The organism is Streptomyces sp. NPDC055103, from assembly GCF_053607625.1.
Genome location: NZ_JBSGTX010000024.1, coordinates 1 through 20817, shown reverse-complemented (window position 1 = coordinate 20817; position 20817 = coordinate 1). Strand labels below are relative to the sequence as shown.

At 72.7% G+C, this 20817-nt stretch carries 19 protein-coding genes; 12 read left to right on the top strand and 7 right to left on the bottom strand.

Translation table 11 applies throughout. The annotated features are described in order from the left end of the window. Nucleotides 1-22: 22 nt before the first annotated feature. A complete protein-coding gene (locus tag ACWFR1_RS17230; RefSeq protein WP_453551814.1) occupies nucleotides 23-1234 on the bottom strand; it encodes a pyridoxal phosphate-dependent aminotransferase in 1212 nt (403 codons plus the stop codon). 91 nt (nucleotides 1235-1325) lie between these two features. On the opposite strand from ACWFR1_RS17230, the gene ACWFR1_RS17225 reads away from it, so the two are divergent. Further along, a complete protein-coding gene (locus ACWFR1_RS17225; RefSeq protein WP_453551811.1) occupies nucleotides 1326-2003 on the top strand; it encodes a winged helix-turn-helix transcriptional regulator in 678 nt (225 codons plus the stop codon). A gap of 99 nt (nucleotides 2004-2102) precedes the next feature. Further along, a complete protein-coding gene (locus tag ACWFR1_RS17220) occupies nucleotides 2103-2597 on the top strand; it encodes a cupin domain-containing protein (protein WP_453551808.1) in 495 nt (164 codons plus the stop codon). On the opposite strand, the gene ACWFR1_RS17215 is transcribed toward ACWFR1_RS17220, so the two are convergent. Together ACWFR1_RS17215 and ACWFR1_RS17210 are read right to left on the bottom strand one after the other, a co-directional pair. Further along, the gene (locus tag ACWFR1_RS17215) at nucleotides 2531-2962 is read right to left on the bottom strand and encodes a MerR family transcriptional regulator (RefSeq protein ID WP_453551805.1); all 432 of its coding nucleotides are present in this window, start codon (nucleotides 2960-2962) and stop codon (nucleotides 2531-2533) included. The two genes, ACWFR1_RS17220 and ACWFR1_RS17215, sit on opposite strands and share 67 nt — an antisense overlap. Before the next feature lie 26 nt (nucleotides 2963-2988). Continuing rightward, entirely contained in the window at nucleotides 2989-3741 is a 753-nt protein-coding gene (locus ACWFR1_RS17210) for an SDR family NAD(P)-dependent oxidoreductase (protein ID WP_453551802.1), read from the bottom strand. A gap of 76 nt (nucleotides 3742-3817) precedes the next feature. Between ACWFR1_RS17210 and ACWFR1_RS17205 the strand changes: the two genes are divergently transcribed. Further along, nucleotides 3818-4456: a uridine kinase gene (locus ACWFR1_RS17205; protein ID WP_453551800.1), complete on the top strand. Its 639-nt coding sequence runs from the start codon at nucleotides 3818-3820 to the stop codon at nucleotides 4454-4456. 123 nt (nucleotides 4457-4579) lie between these two features. On the opposite strand, the gene ACWFR1_RS17200 is transcribed toward ACWFR1_RS17205, so the two are convergent. Continuing rightward, on the bottom strand, nucleotides 4580-5545 hold the full coding sequence (locus ACWFR1_RS17200; protein WP_453551798.1) for a carbohydrate kinase family protein: 966 nt from the start codon (nucleotides 5543-5545) through the stop codon (nucleotides 4580-4582). Next, a complete protein-coding gene (locus ACWFR1_RS17195; protein ID WP_453551795.1) occupies nucleotides 5542-6543 on the bottom strand; it encodes a pseudouridine-5'-phosphate glycosidase in 1002 nt (333 codons plus the stop codon). Before ACWFR1_RS17195 ends, ACWFR1_RS17200 begins: the two co-directional genes overlap by 4 nt. Nucleotides 6544-6816: 273 nt before the next feature. On the opposite strand from ACWFR1_RS17195, the gene ACWFR1_RS17190 reads away from it, so the two are divergent. The 4 genes from ACWFR1_RS17190 (at nucleotide 6817) to ACWFR1_RS17175 (ending at nucleotide 11230) form a co-directional block, all read left to right on the top strand. Continuing rightward, nucleotides 6817-7173, top strand: a complete 357-nt coding sequence (locus ACWFR1_RS17190) for a cupin domain-containing protein (RefSeq protein WP_351818773.1) — start codon at nucleotides 6817-6819, stop codon at nucleotides 7171-7173. A gap of 281 nt (nucleotides 7174-7454) precedes the next feature. Then, the gene (locus ACWFR1_RS17185; protein WP_453551792.1) at nucleotides 7455-8813 is read left to right on the top strand and encodes a discoidin domain-containing protein; all 1359 of its coding nucleotides are present in this window, start codon (nucleotides 7455-7457) and stop codon (nucleotides 8811-8813) included. After that, nucleotides 8813-10228, top strand: a complete 1416-nt coding sequence (locus ACWFR1_RS17180) for an MFS transporter (RefSeq protein WP_453551789.1) — start codon at nucleotides 8813-8815, stop codon at nucleotides 10226-10228. The genes ACWFR1_RS17185 and ACWFR1_RS17180 overlap by 1 nt, the downstream gene beginning before the upstream one ends. A 3-nt stretch (nucleotides 10229-10231) precedes the next feature. Beyond that, nucleotides 10232-11230, top strand: coding sequence for a hypothetical protein (locus ACWFR1_RS17175; protein WP_453551787.1), 999 nt, complete (start codon nucleotides 10232-10234; stop codon nucleotides 11228-11230). Between the two features lie 92 nt (nucleotides 11231-11322). On the opposite strand, the gene ACWFR1_RS17170 is transcribed toward ACWFR1_RS17175, so the two are convergent. Together ACWFR1_RS17170 and ACWFR1_RS17165 are read right to left on the bottom strand one after the other, a co-directional pair. After that, entirely contained in the window at nucleotides 11323-12630 is a 1308-nt protein-coding gene (locus ACWFR1_RS17170) for an MFS transporter (RefSeq protein ID WP_453551784.1), read from the bottom strand. A gap of 90 nt (nucleotides 12631-12720) precedes the next feature. Next, nucleotides 12721-13287, bottom strand: a complete 567-nt coding sequence (locus tag ACWFR1_RS17165; protein ID WP_453551781.1) for a methylated-DNA--[protein]-cysteine S-methyltransferase — start codon at nucleotides 13285-13287, stop codon at nucleotides 12721-12723. 318 nt (nucleotides 13288-13605) lie between these two features. Between ACWFR1_RS17165 and ACWFR1_RS17160 the strand changes: the two genes are divergently transcribed. The 5 genes from ACWFR1_RS17160 (at nucleotide 13606) to ACWFR1_RS17140 (ending at nucleotide 20785) form a co-directional block, all read left to right on the top strand. Further along, on the top strand, nucleotides 13606-14505 hold the full coding sequence (locus ACWFR1_RS17160) for an MHYT domain-containing protein (RefSeq protein ID WP_453551778.1): 900 nt from the start codon (nucleotides 13606-13608) through the stop codon (nucleotides 14503-14505). A gap of 92 nt (nucleotides 14506-14597) precedes the next feature. Next, nucleotides 14598-16736 (top strand): excinuclease ABC subunit UvrB, encoded by a 2139-nt coding sequence (uvrB, locus tag ACWFR1_RS17155; protein ID WP_453551776.1) that lies wholly within the window; start codon nucleotides 14598-14600, stop codon nucleotides 16734-16736. Between the two features lie 139 nt (nucleotides 16737-16875). Beyond that, nucleotides 16876-17454, top strand: a complete 579-nt coding sequence (locus ACWFR1_RS17150) for a TerD family protein (RefSeq protein ID WP_030206036.1) — start codon at nucleotides 16876-16878, stop codon at nucleotides 17452-17454. 189 nt (nucleotides 17455-17643) lie between these two features. Further along, complete coding sequence (locus ACWFR1_RS17145; RefSeq protein WP_453551773.1) at nucleotides 17644-19527, top strand: TerD family protein; 1884 nt, start codon at nucleotides 17644-17646, stop codon at nucleotides 19525-19527. Nucleotides 19528-19759: 232 nt separating this feature from the next. After that, nucleotides 19760-20785: a TerC family protein gene (locus ACWFR1_RS17140; protein WP_453551772.1), complete on the top strand. Its 1026-nt coding sequence runs from the start codon at nucleotides 19760-19762 to the stop codon at nucleotides 20783-20785. Nucleotides 20786-20817 lie beyond the last annotated feature (32 nt).

Below are 20817 nucleotides of genomic sequence, written 5' to 3'. Positions count from 1 at the left end.
TGACAGCAGGGAGGGCGGGACGTCACTGCCGGTAGCTGCTCAGGAAGCGGCCGATGCGGCTGATGGCGGCGTCGAGGTCGTCGACGTACGGGAGGGTCAGGATGCGGAAGTGGTCGGGGCGCGACCAGTTGAAGCCCGTTCCCTGGACGACCTGGATCTTCTCTCGCAGCAGCAGGTCGAGGACGAACTTCTCGTCGTCGTGGATCTTGTGCACGGCGGGGTCGAGGCGCGGGAAGGCGTACAGCGCTCCCTTGGGCTTCACACAGGAGACGCCGGGGATCTCGTTGAGCTTCTCCCAGGCCCGGTCGCGCTGTTCGCGCAGCCGGCCGCCGGGGGCGGTGAGCTCGTGGATCGACTGCCGGCCGCCGAGCGCGGCCTGGATGGCGTACTGGGCGGGGGCGTTGGGGCAGAGCCGCATGGAGGCCAGCATGGTGAGGCCCTCCAGATAGTTCCCGGCGTGCTGCTTCGGCCCGCTGACGACCAGCCAGCCGGAGCGGAAACCCGCCACCCGGTACGTCTTGGAGAGCCCGCCGAAGGTGAGGACGACCACGTCGGGGGCGAGGGAGGCGGCCGGGTGGTGGACGGCCTCGTCGTAGACGATCTGGTCGTAGATCTCGTCGGCGAAGACCATCAGGTTGTGGCGCCGGGCGAGGTCCAGGATGCCCTCCAGGACCTCCTTCGGATAGACGGCGCCCGTGGGGTTGTTGGGGTTGATGATGACGATGGCCTTGGTGCGGTCGGTGATCTTCGAGGCCATGTCCTCGACGTCCGGGTACCAGTCGGCGGACTCGTCGCACAGGTAGTGCCTGGGCTTGCCGCCCGCGAGCGTGACCACCGCCGTCCACAACGGGTAGTCAGGGGCGGGTACGAGGACCTCGTCACCGTCCTCCAGGAGGGCCTGGACGGCCATCGAGATCAGCTCGGACACGCCGTTGCCGAGGAAGATGTCGTCGACGTCCACGTCCGGCAGGCCCATGGACTGGTAGCGCTGGGCGACCGCGCGCCGGGCGGAGAGGATGCCGCGCGAGTCCGTGTATCCGTGGGCCCTGGGGAGCATCCGGATCATGTCCTGGACGATCTCCTCGGGCGCCTCGAACCCGAAGAGCGCGGGGTTGCCGGTGTTGAGGCGCAGGACGCTGTGGCCCGCCTCCTCCAGCGCGTTGGCGTGCTCGATCACCGGGCCGCGGATCTCGTAGCAGACCTCGCTGAGCTTGCTCGACTGCCGGAACTCCATGTCCGACCTCCCCTGGTCCCCGGAATCAGTGTTGCTTGGTTTTACCAAGTTCAAGCTTGGAAAGTCCAACAACATGTCTAGACTGCGTCGCATGCCACGTCAGCCACGCCGCCGCAGCTACGACCAGCACTGCGCCGCCGCGCGCGCCCTCGACCTCGTCGGCGACCGCTGGACCCTGCTCGTCGTCCGCGAACTCCTCGCCGGGCCGCGCCGCTACACCGACCTCCACGCCGACCTGCCCGGCGTCAGCACGGACATGCTCGCCGGCCGCCTGAAGGACATGGAGAGCGCCGGGCTCGTCACCCGGCGCCGGCTGCCGCCGCCCGCCTCGGCGTCCGTCTACGAACTCACCCCGCGCGGCCGGGACCTGCTGCCCGTCCTGCGCTCGCTCGCCGCCTGGGGGGCGTCCGACCTGGGCGAACCGCGGCCGACCGACGCCGTCCGCGCGCACTGGTACGCGATCCCGCTCATCGGGCCGCTCGCGGAACTGGGCGCGGGGGTCGTCCAGGTGACCCTGGACGAGGGGGAGTTCCACGTACGGATCGACGGCGAGGGCGGCGCGGAGTACGGGGACGGGGTGTACGGGGTCAGTGGGGTCACCGGGGTCAGTGGGGCCACCGGGGCCGGCGATGGATCGGGCGGTGGTCCCGACGCCTGGCTGCGGACCGACGCGGCGACCTGCCGGGCGCTCGCCGAAGGGGAGTTGACGCTCGCCGAGGCGATCGAGTCGGGACGTGCCGCGCTCGAACGGCTCACGCGTATTTCTTGATCGAATACCTGTCCGGGGCAGCCCGCTCCCGAGTAACGTATGGCCGTTTCGGCGGCCGTCGAACGTACGGTCGTTCCACGAACTCGGAGGAGCGTCGTCATGGGGCTGGGGCACGACATACGTGAGGCGGGGCGCGGCGCGCGCCTGCGCAGAGGGCTACTTGTCGCGGGCGCGGTCGCCGCGGTGGCGGTCGCGCCGTCCGCCGCGCTGGCCACGCCCGGCAGCGGCGTCAGCGGAACGGTGCTCGCCAAGGGCACCTCGGACGGCAAGCTGAGGATCGACACGCCCAAGGGCGACGCCGACGTGGTCGTCCGGACCATCACCCTCGCCCCCGGCGGCTCCACCGGGTGGCACCACCACCCCGGACAGCTCGTCGCCGTGGTCCAGGCCGGCACGCTCACCCGTACCCTCGACGACTGCTCGGTCGAAGTGACCGCGGCGGGCCAGGCGTTCATCGAGCCCTCGGGCGGGAAGCACGTCCACATCGGCCGGAACCTCGGCACCGAGCCGGTCGTCCTGTACGTGACCTACCTGCTGCCGAAGGGGGCGCCGCTCTCGGTCGACGAGCCGGCTCCCGACTGCGCTGAGGGCTGAGCGTCCGCGAGGGGCCCCGGGGCGGACTCCGCCAGGGCGGCCGCGAGCCGGTCCCGGGCCGCAGTCTGCGCCGCGATCCGCGCGTCGACGACGGCCAGCCGCTCGCGGGCGATCTCCAGCCCGCGGGCGGACGGCGCGGCCGAGGCGACGTCCCCGTCGAGGCACGAGCGGAACGCGGACACGTCGTCGAGCGTGAGCCCCGCGTCCAGCAGGTACCGGATGTTCGACACGCGCGCGACGGCGCCTTCCTCGTACACCCGGTACCCGTTCTCCGCGCGGACCGACGTGAGGAGTCCCGCCTGCTCGTAGTGGCGCAGCGCGCGGGGCGACACCCCTGTCCGCCGGGCCAGTTCACCGATGCGCAAGGGCGTCACCTCCGCACACAGTCGTATCACGTGACCAGCGCGCCCCCGTCGACGGGCAGAACGGTGCCGGTCAGAAAGCCCGCGTCGGGCGCGGCGAGCAGGGTGATCGCCCGCGCGACCTCCTCGGGCCTGCCGATGCGGCCCAGCGGGGTGTGGGCGAGCTGCCACGTCCGCAGCGCCGCCAGCCGCTCGGGGGAGAGCCCCATGTGCTCGGCGATCGGGGTCTCGATCGCGCCGGGCGCGACGGCCACCACCCGGACGCCGTCCGGCGCGAGCTCCAGCGCCCAGCAGCGGGTCAGCGTCTCCAGGGCGCTCTTGGTCGCCGGATACACGGAGTTGGCAGGCCAGCCGCGCTGCCCGATCGCCGTCGACACGTTCACCACCACGCCCCGCGACTCCTTGAGCGCGGGGACGGCGGCCTGGGTGAGGAGGACCGGGGCGACGACGTTCGTCTCCAGGAGCGGGGTGAGCGCGGTGCGGTCGAGGGTGCCGAGCGGACCGCCGGTGGAGATCCCGGCGTTGTTGACGAGGACGTCGAGGCGGCCGTGATCGGCCAGGGCCGCCTCGACGATCCCCTCCGCGGCGCCCTCCGCGGTGACGTCCGCGACGAACGGGTGGATCCCGGGGTGTCCCTCGGCGGCCTCGCGCAGCGGCTCCTTCCGGCGGCCGACGGCGACGACCGTCGCCCCCTGCACGGCGAAGGCGCGCGCGGTGGCCCGGCCGATGCCGGTGCCCGCGCCGGTGACGACGACGACCCTGGTGGGTGTGATGGTGTCCATGAATCCGATGGTCGAACAGTGACGCCAGTGGCAAGGTCAAGCCGTGAGGCATGAAGCGGCGGGCAGGACGAGTGGGATGCGATACGAGGCGATCACCTGGGAACGGCTGGCCGGCACGCTCGCCGGGCACCTTGACGCGGCCACGCCCGGCGACGGCGGACCGTGGCTCAAGGTCGGCATCGACGGGCCGCCCGCCGCCCCGGGCGGCGAGCTCGCCGGGCTCCTCGCCGAGGAGCTCCGGGCGCGCGGGCGGGCCGTCCACGTGGCCGGGACCGGCGGCTTCCTGCGCCCCGCCTCGCTCCGGTACGAGCACGGGAAGCGGGACCCCGACGCGTACTACGACGGGTGGACCGACATCGGGGCCCTGTGGCGAGAGGTCTTCGCGCCGCTGGAACCCGGCGGCACCGGACGTGTGCTGCCCGACCTGTGGGACCCGGCCACGGACCGGGCGACCCGCAGCCCGTACGTGACGCTGCCGCCCGGCGGGGTGCTCCTGCTCCACGGGCCGTTCCTCCTCGGCCACTGGTTCCCCTTCGACCTCACCGTGCACCTGCGGCTCTCGGTCGCCGCCCTCGCCCGGCGCACCGACGACCCCTGGACGCTGCCCGCCTTCGCCCGGTACGAGTCGGAGGTCGACCCCGCCGCGACAGCCGACGCCGTCGTACGCGCCGACGACCCGCGCCATCCGGCCTGGACCGGGCTGGGGTCCCGGTGATCAGGGCCTGTCCGGCGGTTCAAGGCCGGGCAGGCGGTTCAGGGCAGGGCAGGGCAGGGCAGGCGGGTCAGGGTCGGGCAGGCGGTTCAGGATCTGTCCGTGGCTCAGGTCCTGCCCGGTGGTTCAGAGCCTGTCCGGCGGATCAGGCCGGGCAGGCTCCGGGCGGTCGCCCCGGGCAGGGGGCACAGGGGGCCTGCCTCCCACGACCGTGATCGCTTCCGCGCCCGCGCGGCACCCCGCCTCCGCGGCCTTCGCCGCGTCCGCGCCCGCGAGCCGGGCGGCGAGGAACGCCCCGGTGAACGCGTCGCCCGCGCCCGTCGAGTCCAGCCGTCTCGCCGGGGCCACCGGGGGCGCCGCCACCCGGGCCGTGACCGCGCCGCCCTCCGCGACCAGTGCGCCCGCCGCTCCGAGCGTGACCACGACCAGCGGATGGCGTCGGCTCAGCTCCGCGGCCGCCGCCTCCGTGTCGCGGCCCCCCGCCAGCAGCCGGGCCTCGTCGGCGTTCGGCAGCAGCACGTCGGCGCCCGCCGTCGCCGCCAGGAACCCGGCCGGCCCCAGCTCCGCGAGGAACCCGGCGGAGGCCGGGTCCACGCTCACCGGAACGCCCGCCTCCCGCGCGTCCCGGAGCGCCTGCCGGGCCGTCTCACGGCTCGCCGGGGCGAAGAACAGATAGCCGGACAGATGGAGTGCGGCGACGCCGTCGAGCAGGCCGGCCGTCCAGTCGGTGGGGGAGAGGCGCAGCGCGGCGCCGCTGTCGGTGAGGAAGGTCCGCTCGGCCGAGGCGTCGACGAGCGCGATCACGGTGGCCGTCGGCGCCTCCGCGTCCGTGACGAGCAGCGGGTGCACACCCGCCCGTCTCAGCGCCCGCTCGTGCCAGTCCGCCGCGTCCGTCCCGACCCGGCCGAGCAGCCGCACCTCCCCGCCGCCGGAACGCGCCGCCCAGCAGGCCGCGTTGGCCCCGGCGCCGCCCGGGAGGGTCCGGATCTCCGCCGCCGTGTCCGTCGCGGGCGCGAGGGGTGTCCGGTGCCGGGCGACGACGTCCGTCACCACGTCCCCGACGACCAGCAGTGCGCTCCCCGGATGCCTCACCGGCCGCCGGCGCCGGGCTCGGAGCCGTGCGCCCCCTTTCCTGACGCCCCCGTTTCTGACGCCCCTGCGCCTGACGCCTCCGCTCCCGACGCCCCCGCTCCGTACGCCGTCGCGATCCGGGCCGCGAGCCGTACGTTGCCCCGTACCGCCGCGAGGTTCGCCTCCAGGGACGCTCCCTCCGTGTGCACCGTCAGGTATTCGAGCAGGAACGGCGTCACCGCCTGCCCCGTGATCGTCTTCTCCTGCGCCGCCGCGAGTCCCTGCGCCAGGACCCGGTCGTGGAGCGCGGGGTCCAACTGCTCCGCCTCCGGCACCGGGTTGGCCACGACGAGCGACGTCCGCGGCCCGCCGAGCGCGTCCTGGGCCCGTATGACCCCGGCCACTTCTTCCGGGGTCCGCAGGGTCCAGTCGACGGGCTCGCCGGAGGAGGACAGATAGAACCCGGGGAAGTGCTCCGTGCCGTACCCGACGACCGTCACGCCCAGCGTCTCCATGCGCTGCAGCGTCGCCGGCACGTCGAGGATCGACTTCACCCCGGCGCACACCACCGTGATCCCGACCCCGGCGAGCAGCCGCAGGTCGGCCGACTCGTCCTGCGTCTCGGTCCACCCGCGGTGCACGCCGCCGAGCCCGCCGGTCGCGAACACCCGTATGCCTGCCGCGTCCGCGAGCCACGCCGTCGCCGAGACCGTCGTCGCGCCCGTCGTCCCGGTCGCCAGGGCCGGGGCGAGATCGCGGTGGCCCAGCTTCCGTACCGCCGGGTCCTCCGCGATCCGGGTCAGCGCCGCACGGTCCAGGCCCACCCGGGCGGTGCCGTCGACGACAGCGACGGTGGCGGGGACGGCGCCCCCGGCCCGTACGAGCTCCTCCAGCTCCAGGGCCACGGCGAGGTTGCGCGGGCGGGGCAGACCGTGGGCGATGATCGTCGATTCCAGTGCGACGACGGGACGGCCCTCGTGGAGCGCCTCCCGTACCTCTTCGGACACCTGTGTGGACATGTCCCATTCCTGGCGCGACCACAGGCCCCGCAAACCTCGGTGGCGAGCTCCTGCCACACCCCGCAGGCGTGGTGCGGAATCCGTGACGGCGGCCCCGACCCGGTCCCCGAAGACGGCCGCGGGGCCCCGGGGTGCCTTGCCGGGAGCGTGGTGCGGAATCCGTCGACGTCGGCGTATCCGGGTAAGTCCCCTGGTAGGGGGCGAAGCGGAGTGATCTGTTCCATCCGATCCCGGCCCTCGGGCAGCTCCGGACCCCCGCTACAGTCACCGCCCATGACGACACATGACGCGCCTTCCTTCGCCGTGCACATCCCCGACGCGGAGCTCGAGGCCGACCCCCTCGACCCCGCCCAGATCGTCTCCGGCGCGCCCGAGGTGACGGGCAAGGTGCTGTGGGAGTCCGCCGACGGCAAGCAGGTGCGCGGCATCTGGCAGATCACGCCCGGCGTCGTCACCGACACCGAGGCCAACGAGCTCTTCGTGGTGGTCTCCGGTCGCGCGACCGTCGCCGTCGAGGGCGGGGAGACGCTGGAGATCGGCCCCGGCGACGCGTGCGTGCTCCGCGAGGGCGACCGGACCACCTGGACCGTGCACGAAACCCTGCGCAAGGCGTACCACATCAGCCTCTGAGGGCCACCTGAGCCTGCCTGGGGCCACCTGAGCCCACCCGGGCCCCTGCGCCCACTTGAGGCCGGGAAAAGTCTGGTAGGAAACCTTCCTATCCGCTAGCATCCCGGCCAGCGGCTTGGCGCGGCGCCCGACCCTACGGGCGTGACGCGCTCAGCGAGAGCTCTGACCCGGCCGCCGAGCACCGCCCTGCCGCGTGGCGCCCGAATCGCCACGCGGCCGGGTCGCCGTGCCCCGCACCGGTGTCCAGCTCTCGCCGACCCCTCAGGCCAGGGAGTCCAGGTATGCGCCTGTACGCCTCCACACCACCGCACCGCACCCCCACCACCTCCCCCTTCACCAGCACCCGGCTGACCCTCGTCCTCACCGCCGTCCTGCTGCTCGTCGGCGGTCTCCTGCTCGCCCACCCGGACCGGGCCGCCGCCGCCGACACGCTGATCTCCCAGGGCCGGCCGGCCACCTCCTCCTCCGTCGAGGACAGTACGTTCGGCCCGGAGAAGGCCTTCGACGGCATCTCCACCACCCGCTGGGCCAGCGCCGAAGGCATCGACCCGCAGTGGATCCGGGTCGATCTCGGCCCCTCGGCCACCGTCTCCCGCGTCAAGCTGGTCTGGGAGGTCGCCTACGCCAAGGCCTACCGCGTCGAGATCTCCGCCGACGGCACCACCTGGACCCGCCTCGCGACCGAGACCGCCGGAAACGGCGCCACGGACGACTGGACCGGCCTCACCGGCCAGGGCCGCTACCTGCGCGTCTACGGGACCGCGCGCGGCACCACGTACGGCTACTCCCTCTACTCGGTGGAGGTCTACGGCACGACCGGCACCACGCCCCCGCCCACCGGCGCCTTCACCGTCGTCGCCGCCGGGGACATCGCCGCCCAGTGCACGGCCTCCAGCAGCTCCTGCGCCCATCCCAAGACCGCGGCCCTGGCGCAGCGGATCGCCCCGTCCTTCTACCTGACGATGGGCGACAACCAGTACGACGACGCCCTGCTCTCCGACTTCCGCGCCTACTACGACAAGACGTGGGGCGTCTTCAAGGCCAAGACCCGGCCCGTGCCCGGCAACCACGAGACCTACGACCCCGCGGGCTCACTCGCCGGCTACAAGGCATACTTCGGCGCCATCGCCTACCCGCAGGGCGAGCCCTACTACAGCTACGACCAGGGCAACTGGCACTTCGTCGCCCTCGACTCCAACTCCTTCGACGACCCCGCGCAGATCCAGTGGCTCAAGGACGACCTCGCGCGGAACACCAAGGGCTGCCTCGCCGCCTACTTCCACCACCCCCTGTACTCCTCCGGCGGCCACGGCAACGACCCGGTGTCCCGTCCGGTCTGGGAGATCCTGTACGGGGCCAAGGCCGACCTCGTCCTCAACGGACACGACCACCACTACGAGCGGTTCGCCCCGCAGGACCCTGCCGGGCGCGCCACCCCCGACGGCATCGTCGAGATCGTCGGCGGCATGGGCGGCGCCGAGCCCTACGCCATCGAGACGGTCCAGCCGAACAGCCAGAAGCGGATCAGCGGCCCGTACGGCGTGCTGAAACTGGACCTCACCGACACCACCTACACCTGGCAGTACGTCGGCACCGACGACCAGGTCAAGGACTCCGGCCCGACCTACACCTGCCACTGATGTACCTCGCGACCACCGGTCGCCGCGGCGCGCCGCCCGCCCCCTCGGGGGTCCGGCGGCGCGTCCCCGGCACCGTCCTCGCGCTCGGCGCGGTCAGCCTCGTCACCGACATCTCCTCGGAGATGGTGACCGCCGTCCTGCCTCTCTACCTCGTCGTCGGCCTCGGCCTCTCCCCGCTCCAGTTCGGCCTGCTCGACGGGTTGTCCACCGGTGCCACCGCGCTCGTCCGGATCCTCGGCGGCGCCACCGCCGACCGCGGCGGACGCCACAAGCAGGTCGCGGGGCTCGGCTACGCCCTCTCGGCCTGTTCACGGCTCGGTCTCCTCCTCGCGGGCGGCTCGGCCGGCGGGATCGCCGCCGCCCTCGCCGCCGACCGGCTCGGCAAGGGCGTCCGCACGGCCCCGCGCGACGCGCTCATCACCCTGCACAGCCCGCCCGAGGAGCTGGGCCGCGCCTTCGGGACCCACCGCGCCATGGACACGACGGGGGCCCTCCTCGGCCCCCTGGCCGCCTTCGCCCTGCTCTGGGCCACGGCCGAGGCGTACGAGGCGGTCTTCGCCGTCAGCTTCTCCGTCGGGGTGTTCGGCGTCCTGCTGTGGGTGCTCCTCGTCCCAGGGCGACGACGCCTGACGGGTCAAGGGTCGGCGAAAGTGCCGGGGCAGTCGAAGGAGCCGGGTCAGTCGAGGGACCTGGGCCAGTCGAAGGCCCCCGGTCAGCCGAAGGTTCCGGCGCAGTCGAAGGAGCCGGGATCCCGCCCCGCCGCCGAAGCGGCGCCACGCGCGCGTGGCGGGGTCTTCGCCGCGCTGCGCTCGCCCGCGTACCGCCGCATCCTCCTCTGCGCCGCCCTGCTCGGCGCCGCGACCGTCGGCGACGCCTTCCTGTACCTACTGCTCCAGCGACGCCTCGCACTCGACGCCACCTGGTTCCCGTTCCTGCCGCTCGGCGCCGCCGCCGTCTACCTGCTGCTCGCCGTCCCGGCGGGCCGCCTCGCCGACCGCTTCGGGCGCCGTCGGCCGTTCCTGTACGGGCACGGGGCCCTGCTCCTCGCGTACGGACTGCTCCTCGCCCCCGCACCCGACGTCCTGCTCCTCGGGGGCGTCCTGGTGCTGATCGGCACGTTCTACGCGGCCACCGACGGCGTCCTGATGGCCCTGACCGGACCCTTCCTGGCCGAGGGGCGACAGGCGGGCGGCCTCGCGCTCGTCCAGACCGCGCAGGCGCTCGCCAGGCTCGGCGCCGCCGTCGCGTTCGGCGCCGTCTGGACGGCGAGCGGTCCGGAGGCGGCGCTCGTGGCGGCGCTCCTGGCCCTCGCCGCGGCCCTGTGCTGCGCCACCCGGGTCCTGCCTGCCGGGAGTCCCCTGCCTGGCGACGCCCTCCCGCTCCCCACCCCGTCCACGCCCCTCCGAGAGGACTGACCCATGCCCGCCATGACCGATGTCCGCCTGTCCCGCCACGCGCGCGTGTGGATCCTCGTCCTCGCCCTCCTGCTGCTGGGCGGCGGCGCCACCGCCTACACGCTGCGGGCGGCCTCGGGACGGCAGACCGGGGCTGCCGGCGCCCCGGAACCCGGCTTCACCCTCGACGGGGGCAGCCCCGGCGCGCTCCACGTCCGGGACACCGCGACGGGGCGCGTCGCGCGCGTGGACCCGTCCTCGCCCGGGGGCCGGGTGGCCGGCGGGCCCGCCTGCGACCGGTTCCACGCGGCCGGGCCCACCGCCCTCTGCCTCGTGCGCCGACCGGGCGTACCGGCCCGCTCGTACGTCCTCGTGCTCGATCGCCGGCTGCGGGAGGTGCGCCGCATCGCGCTCCCGGGCATCCCCAGCCGAGCCCGGGTCTCCGCCTCGGGACAGATGCTCGCCTGGACGATGTTCGCGACCGGCGACTCCTACGCGCGCTCGTCGTTCTCCACGCGCACGTCGATCCTCGACCTGCGCACCGGATACCTGGTGAAGAACATCGAGCAGATCCCGCTCACCCTCGGCGGACGCCGGTACCACGCCCCCGACGTCAACTACTGGGGTGTCTCCTTCGCCGCCGACGACAACCGCTTCTACGCCACCGTCTCGACGGCCGGGCGCACCCATCTCGTCGAGGGGGACATGAAGGGCTGGTCGGCCCGAACCCTGCGGGAGAACGTCGAATGCCCGTCGCTCTCCCCGGACGGCACCCGGATCGCCTTCAAGAAGCGCGTCTCCGACGGCCCGCGCGAGCCGTGGCGGCTGTACGTGTACGACCTGCGCTCCGGGCGCGAGCATCCGGTCGCCGAGCGGCGCGGCATCGACGACCAGGCCCTGTGGACGGACCGGGAGACCCTCGCGTACGGATACGGGGGAGCGGTCTGGTCCGTGGCGGCCGACGGCACGGGGGCGCCGCGACGGTTGGCGAGCGGCGCCGCATCGCCCGCGGTACCGCGCTGACCCGCCAGGACGGGTCGGGGTGCGGTCAGCCCCCGGGTCGGGTCCGTTCCGGACCCCGTACCGGACCGGACGCGACCCGGTCCGGGCCCGTCTCAGGCCTTCCGGCCTTCAGGCTTCCGGAGGGCGCCGCGGATCGCGAGTGCCGCCATCGGCAGCAGCAGACACGCGGCGATCGCGTTGAGCGGCCCGTAGCCCGCCTGCGAGACGATCAGGCCCGCCGCGAGCCCGCCGACGCCCGCGGCCGTGTTCATGACGAAGTCGGAGAGGCCCTGGACGGCCGCCCGCGCGGCCTGCGGCACCGAGTCGGTGAGCAGCGCCGAACCGGACACCAGCCCGGCGGACCAGCCGAGGCCGAGGACGAAGAGACCCAGGGCCGTCCGCCCGTGGCTCGGCCCCGCCGTGCCCGCGATGAGCGCCGCCACGGCGATGAGCCCGACGGCGAGCCCGATCACCGACAGCCGGCCCAGCCGGTCGGACAGCCGGCCCATCAGGGGCGAGAAGGCGTACATGCCCGCGATGTGCCCGCTGATCACCAGCCCGATCAGCTGGATGTCGGCGCCGTGGTGGGTCAGCGCGACCGGGGTCATCGACATGATCGAGACCATCGCGGTGTGCGAGGCGGCCACGGTGACCAGGGCGAGTTGTGCCTTCGGCGACTCCCGTACCGCCCGCATGCCGGCGCGCAGGGAGCGGGCCTCCGCCTGCTCGCCCGCCCCGGGGTTCGCGAGCGCGCGGGCCGTGAGGAGGGGGTCCGGGCGCAGGAGGAGGGTGACCACCGCCGCCGAGACGACGAAGATGCCGGCGGCCCAGACGAAGGGGCCCGCCGTCGCCGGGATGCCCAGGCCGGACACGCTCTTCCCGGCGGGCGCGGCGATGTTCGGTCCGAGCACCGCCCCGATCGTGGTCGCCCACACCACCGTGGAGATGGCCCGGGCCCGGCGGTCGGGCTCGGCCAGGTCGGCGGCGGCGAAACGGGCCGCCAGGTTGGCCGAGGATCCGGCGCCGAAGCCGACGAGCCCGACGAGCAGCAGCGGGAAGCTCCCCAGGACCGCGCCAAGGACCACCACGACGGCTCCCAGCGCCCCGAGCAGGTACGCGAGGACGAGCCCCGCCCGGCGCCCCCGAGAGGCCATCAGCGCGGCCAGCGGCATCGCGAGCAGTGCGGGACCCGCGACCGTCGCCGTGGAGGCGAGACCGGACAGCGCCTCCGTACCGCTGACGTCCCTGGCGAGGACGGCGGCGAGCGCGACGCCGATGGCGATGCCGAGGCCGCCGAGGATCTGGGTGGCGATGAGGACGGCCTGAATCCGTCGGCGCAGCGCGGGCAGCTCCGCGGCGGTGACGGGGGCGGATATCCCGTCGGGCAGGGTGACGTCAGGGGCGTCGGGGGTGTTGGTCACTTACGTGAGTGTGCCAGCCGTCCCATCCGATGGGAACGCCCCCCGACCGTTCTCTCCTGCGCTTTCCGCAGGTCCCGTACCGGAAGGGCGTCAGAACAGCGGCGCGGGCAGCACACCCTCCAGCGCCAGCAGCTGCCGCTTGGTCTCCAGACCGCCCCCGAACCCCCCGAGCCCGCCGTCGCTCTCCACCACACGGTGGCACGGCACCACCACGGGCAGCGGATTGGCGCCCATCGCCGCTCCGACCGCCTGCGCCGCGCCCGGCTGCCCCACGCGCCGCGCCAGCTCCCCGTACCCCACGACCGTGCCGTACGGGACGCCGGTCGCCAGCTCGCGCAGCACCTGCCGGTTGAAGCCGGTCGTCAGACTCCAGTCCAGCGGCAGGTCGAACGCGCGCGTGTCGCCCGCGAAGTACCCGTCGAGCCGGCGTATCGCCTCCGCCAGCAGCCCCGAGGCGCACTCCACCGGCTCCACCCCGAACCGCCCGCCCAGGCGGTCGAGCATCTGCACCCGCCGCTCCGCGTCGGCGTGGAACTCGACCCGCACCAGACCCCGCCCGGTCGCGGCGAGGAAGAGCGGGCCGATGTCGCTCTCCACGACCGTCCACTCCACCGCGGCGACCGGTTCCCCGCCCGTCGGCTCCACTTCGATGTCCATGCCGCCCACGGTACGACCCGCCACTGACAGCCGGACAAGAGCGGCCCCGGACAGGAACGGCCCGGACAAGAGCGGCGCCCGACAAGAACGGCACCCGACAAGATCAGACCCGGCCAAGAACGGCGCGGACCGGTCGCGAAGGGGGCGTGAACCGCTCCGAAGATCACGGACCGGTCTCGCTCCAGTCTCACGAGCAGAAATTCCCCGGTCACGTGGTCGCGAGGCCCCCGGCGCGCCATAATCTCGCCCCGGTAGTACTACCCAGCGGTACCGACTGTTTTCGGACGACGTGGCACCAGGGGTGGAGGGCATACGCTCATGCAGGGCTCGGTCGACGGATTCAGCTACGGGCTCGTCACCCCGGTGGCCGCTTTCATCATGGCCTGCCTCGGCGGCGCCCTCGGTCTGAGGTGCACCACCAGGTCGCTCCGCCACCGCGACACCTTCAAGGCCGGGTGGCTCGCGCTCGGCGCCACCTCCATAGGCACCGGCATCTGGACGATGCACTTCATCGCCATGATGGGCTTCTCGGTGCAGCAGGCACCGATCAGCTACGACCGCCCCATCACCTTCGCCAGCCTGGGAGTCGCCGTCCTCATGGTCGGCATCGGGATCTTCATCGTCGGGTACCGCGGGGCGACCGCCCTGACCCTCGTCACCGGCGGCACGATCACCGGCCTCGGCGTCGCCACGATGCACTACCTCGGCATGGCCGGGATGCGCCTGCACGGCCGCATCGAGTACGACACGCTCACCGTCGCCCTCTCCGTGGTCATCGCCGTGGTGGCCGCCACGGCGGCCCTCTGGGCGGCCGTCTCCGTACACGGATTTCTGGCCAGCCTCGGTGCGAGCCTGGTGATGGGCGGCGCCGTCAGTGGTATGCACTACACCGCCATGGCGGCCGTCAGCGTCCACCTCCAGGGCAGCGAGACCCCCGCCGGTACCGGCGACACCGCGACCTCGCTCCTCCTGCCGATGCTGATCGGTCCGGCGGTCTTCCTCATCCTCGCCGCCGTGGTCGTCATGTTCGACCCGCTGCTCGTGATGGGCGACCCGGACTGGCAGCGGCCCGCCGCGCAGAGCGTGCACCGTCCCGGCGTGCCCGCCCCGCGCCACGTGCCGTCCTACGGCGAGCCCGCCAACTGGACGGCACGCCCCGACGGCCGCGGCGCCCGCAGGAGCGTGCCCCGTGGCGGCCACCGCTCCCAGGACTGGTGACAGGACGCTCCGGGACACCTCGGGGACGCCCCGAAAGAGGGCGGCGGGCCGATCACCGCCCGAGTGTCAGTGCCGGGTCGTACGGTGGTTGCATGCGGCCCGTTTCCAAGATCGAACGTTCGGTGGCGCCTTTCGAGGTCGTCAGCTCCTACAAGCCCAGCGGCGACCAGCCGACGGCCATCGCCGACCTCGAGCGGCGCATCCGCGCGGGCGAGAAGGACGTCGTGCTCCTCGGCGCCACCGGCACCGGCAAGTCGGCCACCACGGCGTGGATGATCGAGAAGCTCCAGCGCCCCACCCTGGTGATGGCGCCGAACAAGACCCTGGCCGCCCAGCTGGCGAACGAGTTCCGCGAACTCCTGCCGAACAACGCGGTCGAGTACTTCGTCTCGTACTACGACTACTACCAGCCCGAGGCGTACGTCCCCCAGTCGGACACGTACATCGAGAAGGACTCCTCCATCAACGAGGAGGTGGAGCGGCTCCGCCACTCCGCGACGAACTCCCTGCTCACCCGCAGGGACGTCATCGTCGTCGCCTCCGTCTCCTGCATCTACGGCCTCGGCACGCCCCAGGAGTACGTGGACCGGATGGTCCCGCTCAAGGTCGGCGAGGAGATCGACCGCGACCAGCTGCTCCGCCGCTTCGTCGACATCCAGTACACCCGCAACGACCTGGCGTTCACCCGCGGCACCTTCCGGGTCCGCGGCGACACCATCGAGATCTTCCCGGTGTACGAGGAGCTGGCCGTCCGCATCGAGATGTTCGGCGACGAGATCGAGGCCCTCTCCACCCTCCACCCGCTCACCGGCGAGATCATCAGCGAGGACCGCGAGCTCTACGTCTTCCCCGCCAGCCACTACGTCGCGGGCCCCGAGCGCATGGAGCGCGCGGTCAACGACATCGAGCGCGAGCTGGAGGTCCGCCTCGCCGAGCTCGACAAGCAGGGGAAGCACCTGGAGTCCCAGCGCCTGCGCATGCGGACCACGTACGACATCGAGATGATGCGGCAGATCGGCTCCTGCTCCGGCATCGAGAACTACTCGATGCACTTCGACGGCCGCGAGCCCGGCTCCGCGCCGAACACGCTCATCGACTACTTCCCCGAGGACTTCCTGCTCGTCATCGACGAGTCGCACGTCACCGTGCCGCAGATCGGCGCCATGTACGAGGGCGACGCCTCCCGCAAGCGGACCCTCGTCGACCACGGCTTCCGGCTCCCCTCCGCGCTCGACAACCGCCCGCTGAAGTGGGAGGAGTTCCAGGAGCGGATCGGCCAGACCGTCTACCTCTCGGCGACGCCCGGCACGTACGAACTCTCCCGGGGCGACGGCTTCGTCGAGCAGATCATCCGCCCCACCGGGCTCATCGACCCCGAGGTCGTCGTCAAGCCGACCGAGGGCCAGATCGACGACCTCGTCCACGAGATCCGGCTGCGCACCGAGAAGGACGAGCGGGTCCTCGTCACCACCCTCACCAAGAAGATGGCCGAGGACCTCACCGACTACTTCCTGGAGCTCGGCATCCAGGTGCGCTACCTCCACAGCGACGTGGACACGCTGCGCCGCATCGAGCTGCTGCGCGAGCTGCGCGCCGGCGAGTACGACGTCCTCGTCGGCATCAACCTCCTCCGGGAGGGCCTCGACCTCCCCGAGGTGTCCCTCGTCGCCATCCTCGACGCCGACAAGCAGGGCTTCCTGCGCTCGGGAACCTCCCTCATCCAGACCATCGGCCGTGCCGCGCGAAACGTCTCGGGCCAGGTCCACATGTACGCGGACCGGATCACCCCGGCGATGGAGCAGGCCATCGACGAGACCAACCGGCGCCGCGAGAAGCAGGTCGCGTACAACACCGCCCACGGCATCGACCCGCAGCCGCTCCGCAAGAAGATCAACGACATCGTCGCGACCATCGCCCGCGAGGAGGTCGACACCGAGGAGCTCCTCGGCAGCGGCTACCGCCAGGGGAAGGAGGGGAAGGCCGCCAAGGCACCCGTCCCCTCGCTCGCCGCGCACGGCCCCAAGGGCCGGGGCAAGGCCGGTGCGTCGAGCTCGACGGTCGAGCTCGGCAGCCGGCCGGCCACCGAACTGGCCGCGATCATCGAGGAGATGACCGACCGGATGCGCGCCGCCGCCGCCGAGCTGCAGTTCGAGGTGGCGGCCAGGCTCCGCGACGAAGTGGGAGAACTGAAGAAGGAGTTGCGCCAGATGAAGGAGGCGGGTCTCGCCTGACCGGAGGCGGTCCGGTGTGTTGCAAGACCGACACAAATCCGGACCGCGGCTCTGCGGTGTCAGTCCCCCTGCGTAGGGTGCTGGACAACCGCACGCACCGGACAGCGGGCGCGGGGAACGCAACGAGAGGGGCAAGCGCGTGACGGTCAACATGACCAAGGGTCAGGCCATCAGCCTGGAGAAGCAGGGCGGAGGCAGCCTCACCCAGGTACGGATGGGGCTCGGCTGGCAGGCGGCGCCGCGCCGCGGTCTGTTCGGCAAGCGCACCCAGGAGATCGACCTGGACGCCTCGGCCGTCCTCTTCGCCGACAAGCAGCCGGTCGACGTGGTCTTCTTCCGCCACCTGGTCAGCGACGACGGCTCGGTCAAGCACACCGGTGACAACCTCGTCGGCGGCGCGGGCCAGGGCGGGGACGACGAGGCGATCCTCGTCGACCTCCAGCGGGTCCCGGTCCACATCGACACGATCGTCTTCACCGTGAACTCCTTCACCGGTCAGACGTTCCAGGAGGTGCAGAACGCCTTCTGCCGGATCGTCGACGAGACGAACGGCCAGGAGCTCGCGCGCTACACCCTCGACGGCGGCGGCAATTACACCGCGCAGATCATGGCGAAGGTGCACCGGGTCGGCTCGGGCTGGCAGATGACGGCTCTGGGCAACCCGGCCAACGGCCGGACGTTCCAGGACCTGATGCCGGCGATCCTGCCGCACCTGTAGTCAGGCCCGCGCAGGACGCACCCACAGCTCCCGGAGGCAACAGGCCGCCGGGAGCTGTCCCGCACCACCGCACCACCGCACCGCCGCGCACCGCACCACCGCACCGCCGCGCACAGCACCACCGCACACCGCACCACGGCGCATCCGCGCCATTCGTACGTACCGGGAACCGCTGAGGGGACAGAGCCGATGACGGCCGAGCTGGTCCGGGGGCAGAACCACCCCCTGCCCGACACCCGACTGGAGATCAGGGTGTCGGCCGGTCACCCGGTCGTCGCCGGAGCCGCCCTCGGCGACGAGCGGGGCAGGGTCCCCGGCGTGGAGTGGGTCGCCCACCCCGTCGCGCCCTCGCTCCCCGGCGTGGACGTACCCCGGCAGGCCGCGGCCGACCAGCGCCTCGCCGTCGACCTGGCGGCGGTACCGGACGCCGTCCACCGCGTCTCCGTCCTCCTGGCGCTGCCCGTGGGCGTCGGCGGACCGACCTCCTTCGGCAGGGCGGCCGCCCCTTTCGTGGCCGTCACCGGCTCCGACGGCACCGAGATCGCCAGCTACACGATCACCGGGCTCGACATCGAGTCCGCCGTCGTCGCCCTGGAGCTGTACCGGCGGCAGGGCGCCTGGAAGGTCCGTGCCATGGGCCAGGGGTACGAGGGCGGCCTCGCCGCCCTCCTCGGCGACCAGGGCCTGGAGCACCCTGCCGACCTGGCCGCCTCGATCATGGAGTCGGAGCGGGCTCGCCGCACGCCGCCGACCACCCCCGCCGCGCCCCCCGTCCCCACCTCGGCCCCGACCCCGGTCGCGGCCCCCGAGCAGGCCCCCGCCGCTCCCCGGCCCACCCCGGGCACGGGCGGCCCGATCAGCTACACCCACCCCCGGCGCCGCTCCGTCGCCCCGGAGCCCGCACCGGCTCCGCAGGCGGCGCCCGGTCCGCAGGGCGCGCCCGTCCCGGTCGCCGGGGACGCGGCCGGCTGGTCCATGGACGAGCGCCTGTACAACCAGGTGTGGGGGATGTTCGAGGACCTGGCCCGTACGGCCGCCGCCTACCGCAGCGCCTGCGAATTCGCCGAGTCCCGGCTCGACCGGGAGCTCGACGAGGTGCTCTCCGACTACCGCGCCCGAGGCGGGGGTGCGAACGACGCCGCCCGGTCGGCCGCCCGCGCCCGTCACGACGAGCTCGTGGAGCGGGCCCAGGAGGTCCTGGACCGGGACCTCGCCCAGCTCGCCGTCGAGTCCGAGGTCGTGGAACCGGCCCTGCCGCCCGCCTACGCCCGCTGGGACAACCCGGCCTGGCACGGCTACCGCCCGCCGTCGGAGGAGTCGATGGCCGTGCGCCTGGGCGACCTCCACCTCCCCGAGCGCACCGAACTGCGGATCCCCATGCTGGTCCGGCTCCCGCTGGAGCGCGGGCTCTGGGTCGACAGCGGGCGCGGCCGCTCGGAGGCCGCCGGCCTCCTCGACGAGACCGAGCTGAGGCGGCTCGCCCTCGACAGCGCGGTCGCGCACGCGGCCCGGCTGCTCGCCGTCCACCCGCCGGGAGAGTTCGCGGTCCATGTCGTCGACGCGGCCGGTGCGGGCGCCGCCGCGCTCGCACCGCTCGTGGACACCGGGGTGCTCGCCGCCCCGCCCGCCCGGGGCGCGGCGGGCGTCTCGGCGGTGCTGGAGCAGCTCACCGAGCGGGTCGACCTTCTCCAGATGGCCCTGCGGAACGGCGCAGCCGACGCGCTGCCGCCCGGCCTGGACACGGCCCGGCAGCTCCTGATCGTGCACGACTTCCCGCACGGCTTCGACGACCGGGCGGTCACCCGGCTCCGGTACCTCGCGGACGAGGGCCCGGGGGTCGGCGTCCATCTGATGATGGTGGCCGACCGGGCGGACGCCGCCGCGTACGGGCCCGTGCTCGACCCGCTCTGGCGCTCGCTGCTGCGGCTCACCCCCGTCCCCGACGACCACCTCGCCGATCCGTGGGTCGGTCACGCGTGGTCGTACGAGCCGCCGCTCCTTCCGCCCGGCAGCCGGATCCTCCGGCAGGTCCTCGCGCAGGTCGCGGACGCCCGCCCCGCAAAGCGGCCCTGACCTGGGCTCTTGGGGGCTCTTTACCCTGCGCTTTACCTTCTCTTGGTCTTTCGGGTAGTGTTGATGACGCGGAGGGGAGTACTCCCCATGCGCGGCGTACCCGTCAATACGGACGGATCCTCATGGGTCCGATCCCGGGGCGTCGGCCCGGCCGCGGTGTGAGCCGCTCGGGTGGAAGAGACCTCCGGCAGCGACGACGCTGATCAAGTAGCCGTACGACGCCGGAGGCGCAGTGGACGTTTCAATGACCCTGTGGGTGCTGACCATTCTCGGTCTGGTGGCCCTCATCGGAGCCGACTTCTTCATCGGGCGGAAGCCCCATGACGTCTCGGTCAAGGAAGCCGGAATCTGGACGATCGTCTGGGTCGTACTCGCCGTGCTCTTCGGCATCGGCCTGCTCGTGTTCGGCAACAGCCAGGCGTCCGGGGAGTTCTTCGCCGGCTACGTCACCGAGAAGTCGCTCAGTGTCGACAACCTCTTCGTCTTCATCCTGATCATGGCGAAGTTCTCGGTCCCCTCCCACCTCCAGCAGCGCGTGCTGCTCGTGGGTGTGGTGATCGCCCTGGTCCTCCGCACGATCTTCATCGTCGCGGGCGCCGCGGTCATCGCGAACTTCTCGTGGGTCTTCTACATCTTCGGCGCGTTCCTGATCTACACCGCCTGGAAGCTCATCCAGGAGGCGCGGGCCGACGAAGAGGAGGAGGACTGGGAGGAGAACCGTCTCCTCAAGTCCGTCGAGAAGAAGTTCGGCGTCGCCGACAAGTACCACGGCACCAAGCTCTTCATCCGCGTCAACGGCAAGCGCGTCCTGACCCCGCTGATGGTCGTCATGATCGCCATCGGCACCACGGACATCCTCTTCGCCCTCGACTCCATCCCGGCGATCTTCGGCCTGACCCAGGACCCGTACATCGTCTTCACCGCCAACGCCTTCGCCCTCATGGGCCTGCGGCAGCTGTACTTCCTGATCGGCGGCCTGCTCAAGAAGCTGGTCCACCTCAGCTACGGCCTGTCGGTGATCCTCGGCTTCATCGGCGTGAAGCTCGTCCTGCACGCCCTGCACGAGTCCGGGGTGCACGTCCCGGAGATCTCCATCGGGTTCTCGCTGGCGGTCATCGGCGGCGTCCTGGTGATCACCACGATCACCAGCCTGATCGCCTCCAAGAAGCAGGCGGAGCGCGACGCCGCCGAGAGCGCTGCCGACACCAAGGGTGTCGAGGACGCGGACGACGTCGAGAAGGACAGCATCGACGCCTGACGCGTCACGCACGGCGACGGCCGGCCCGGGGC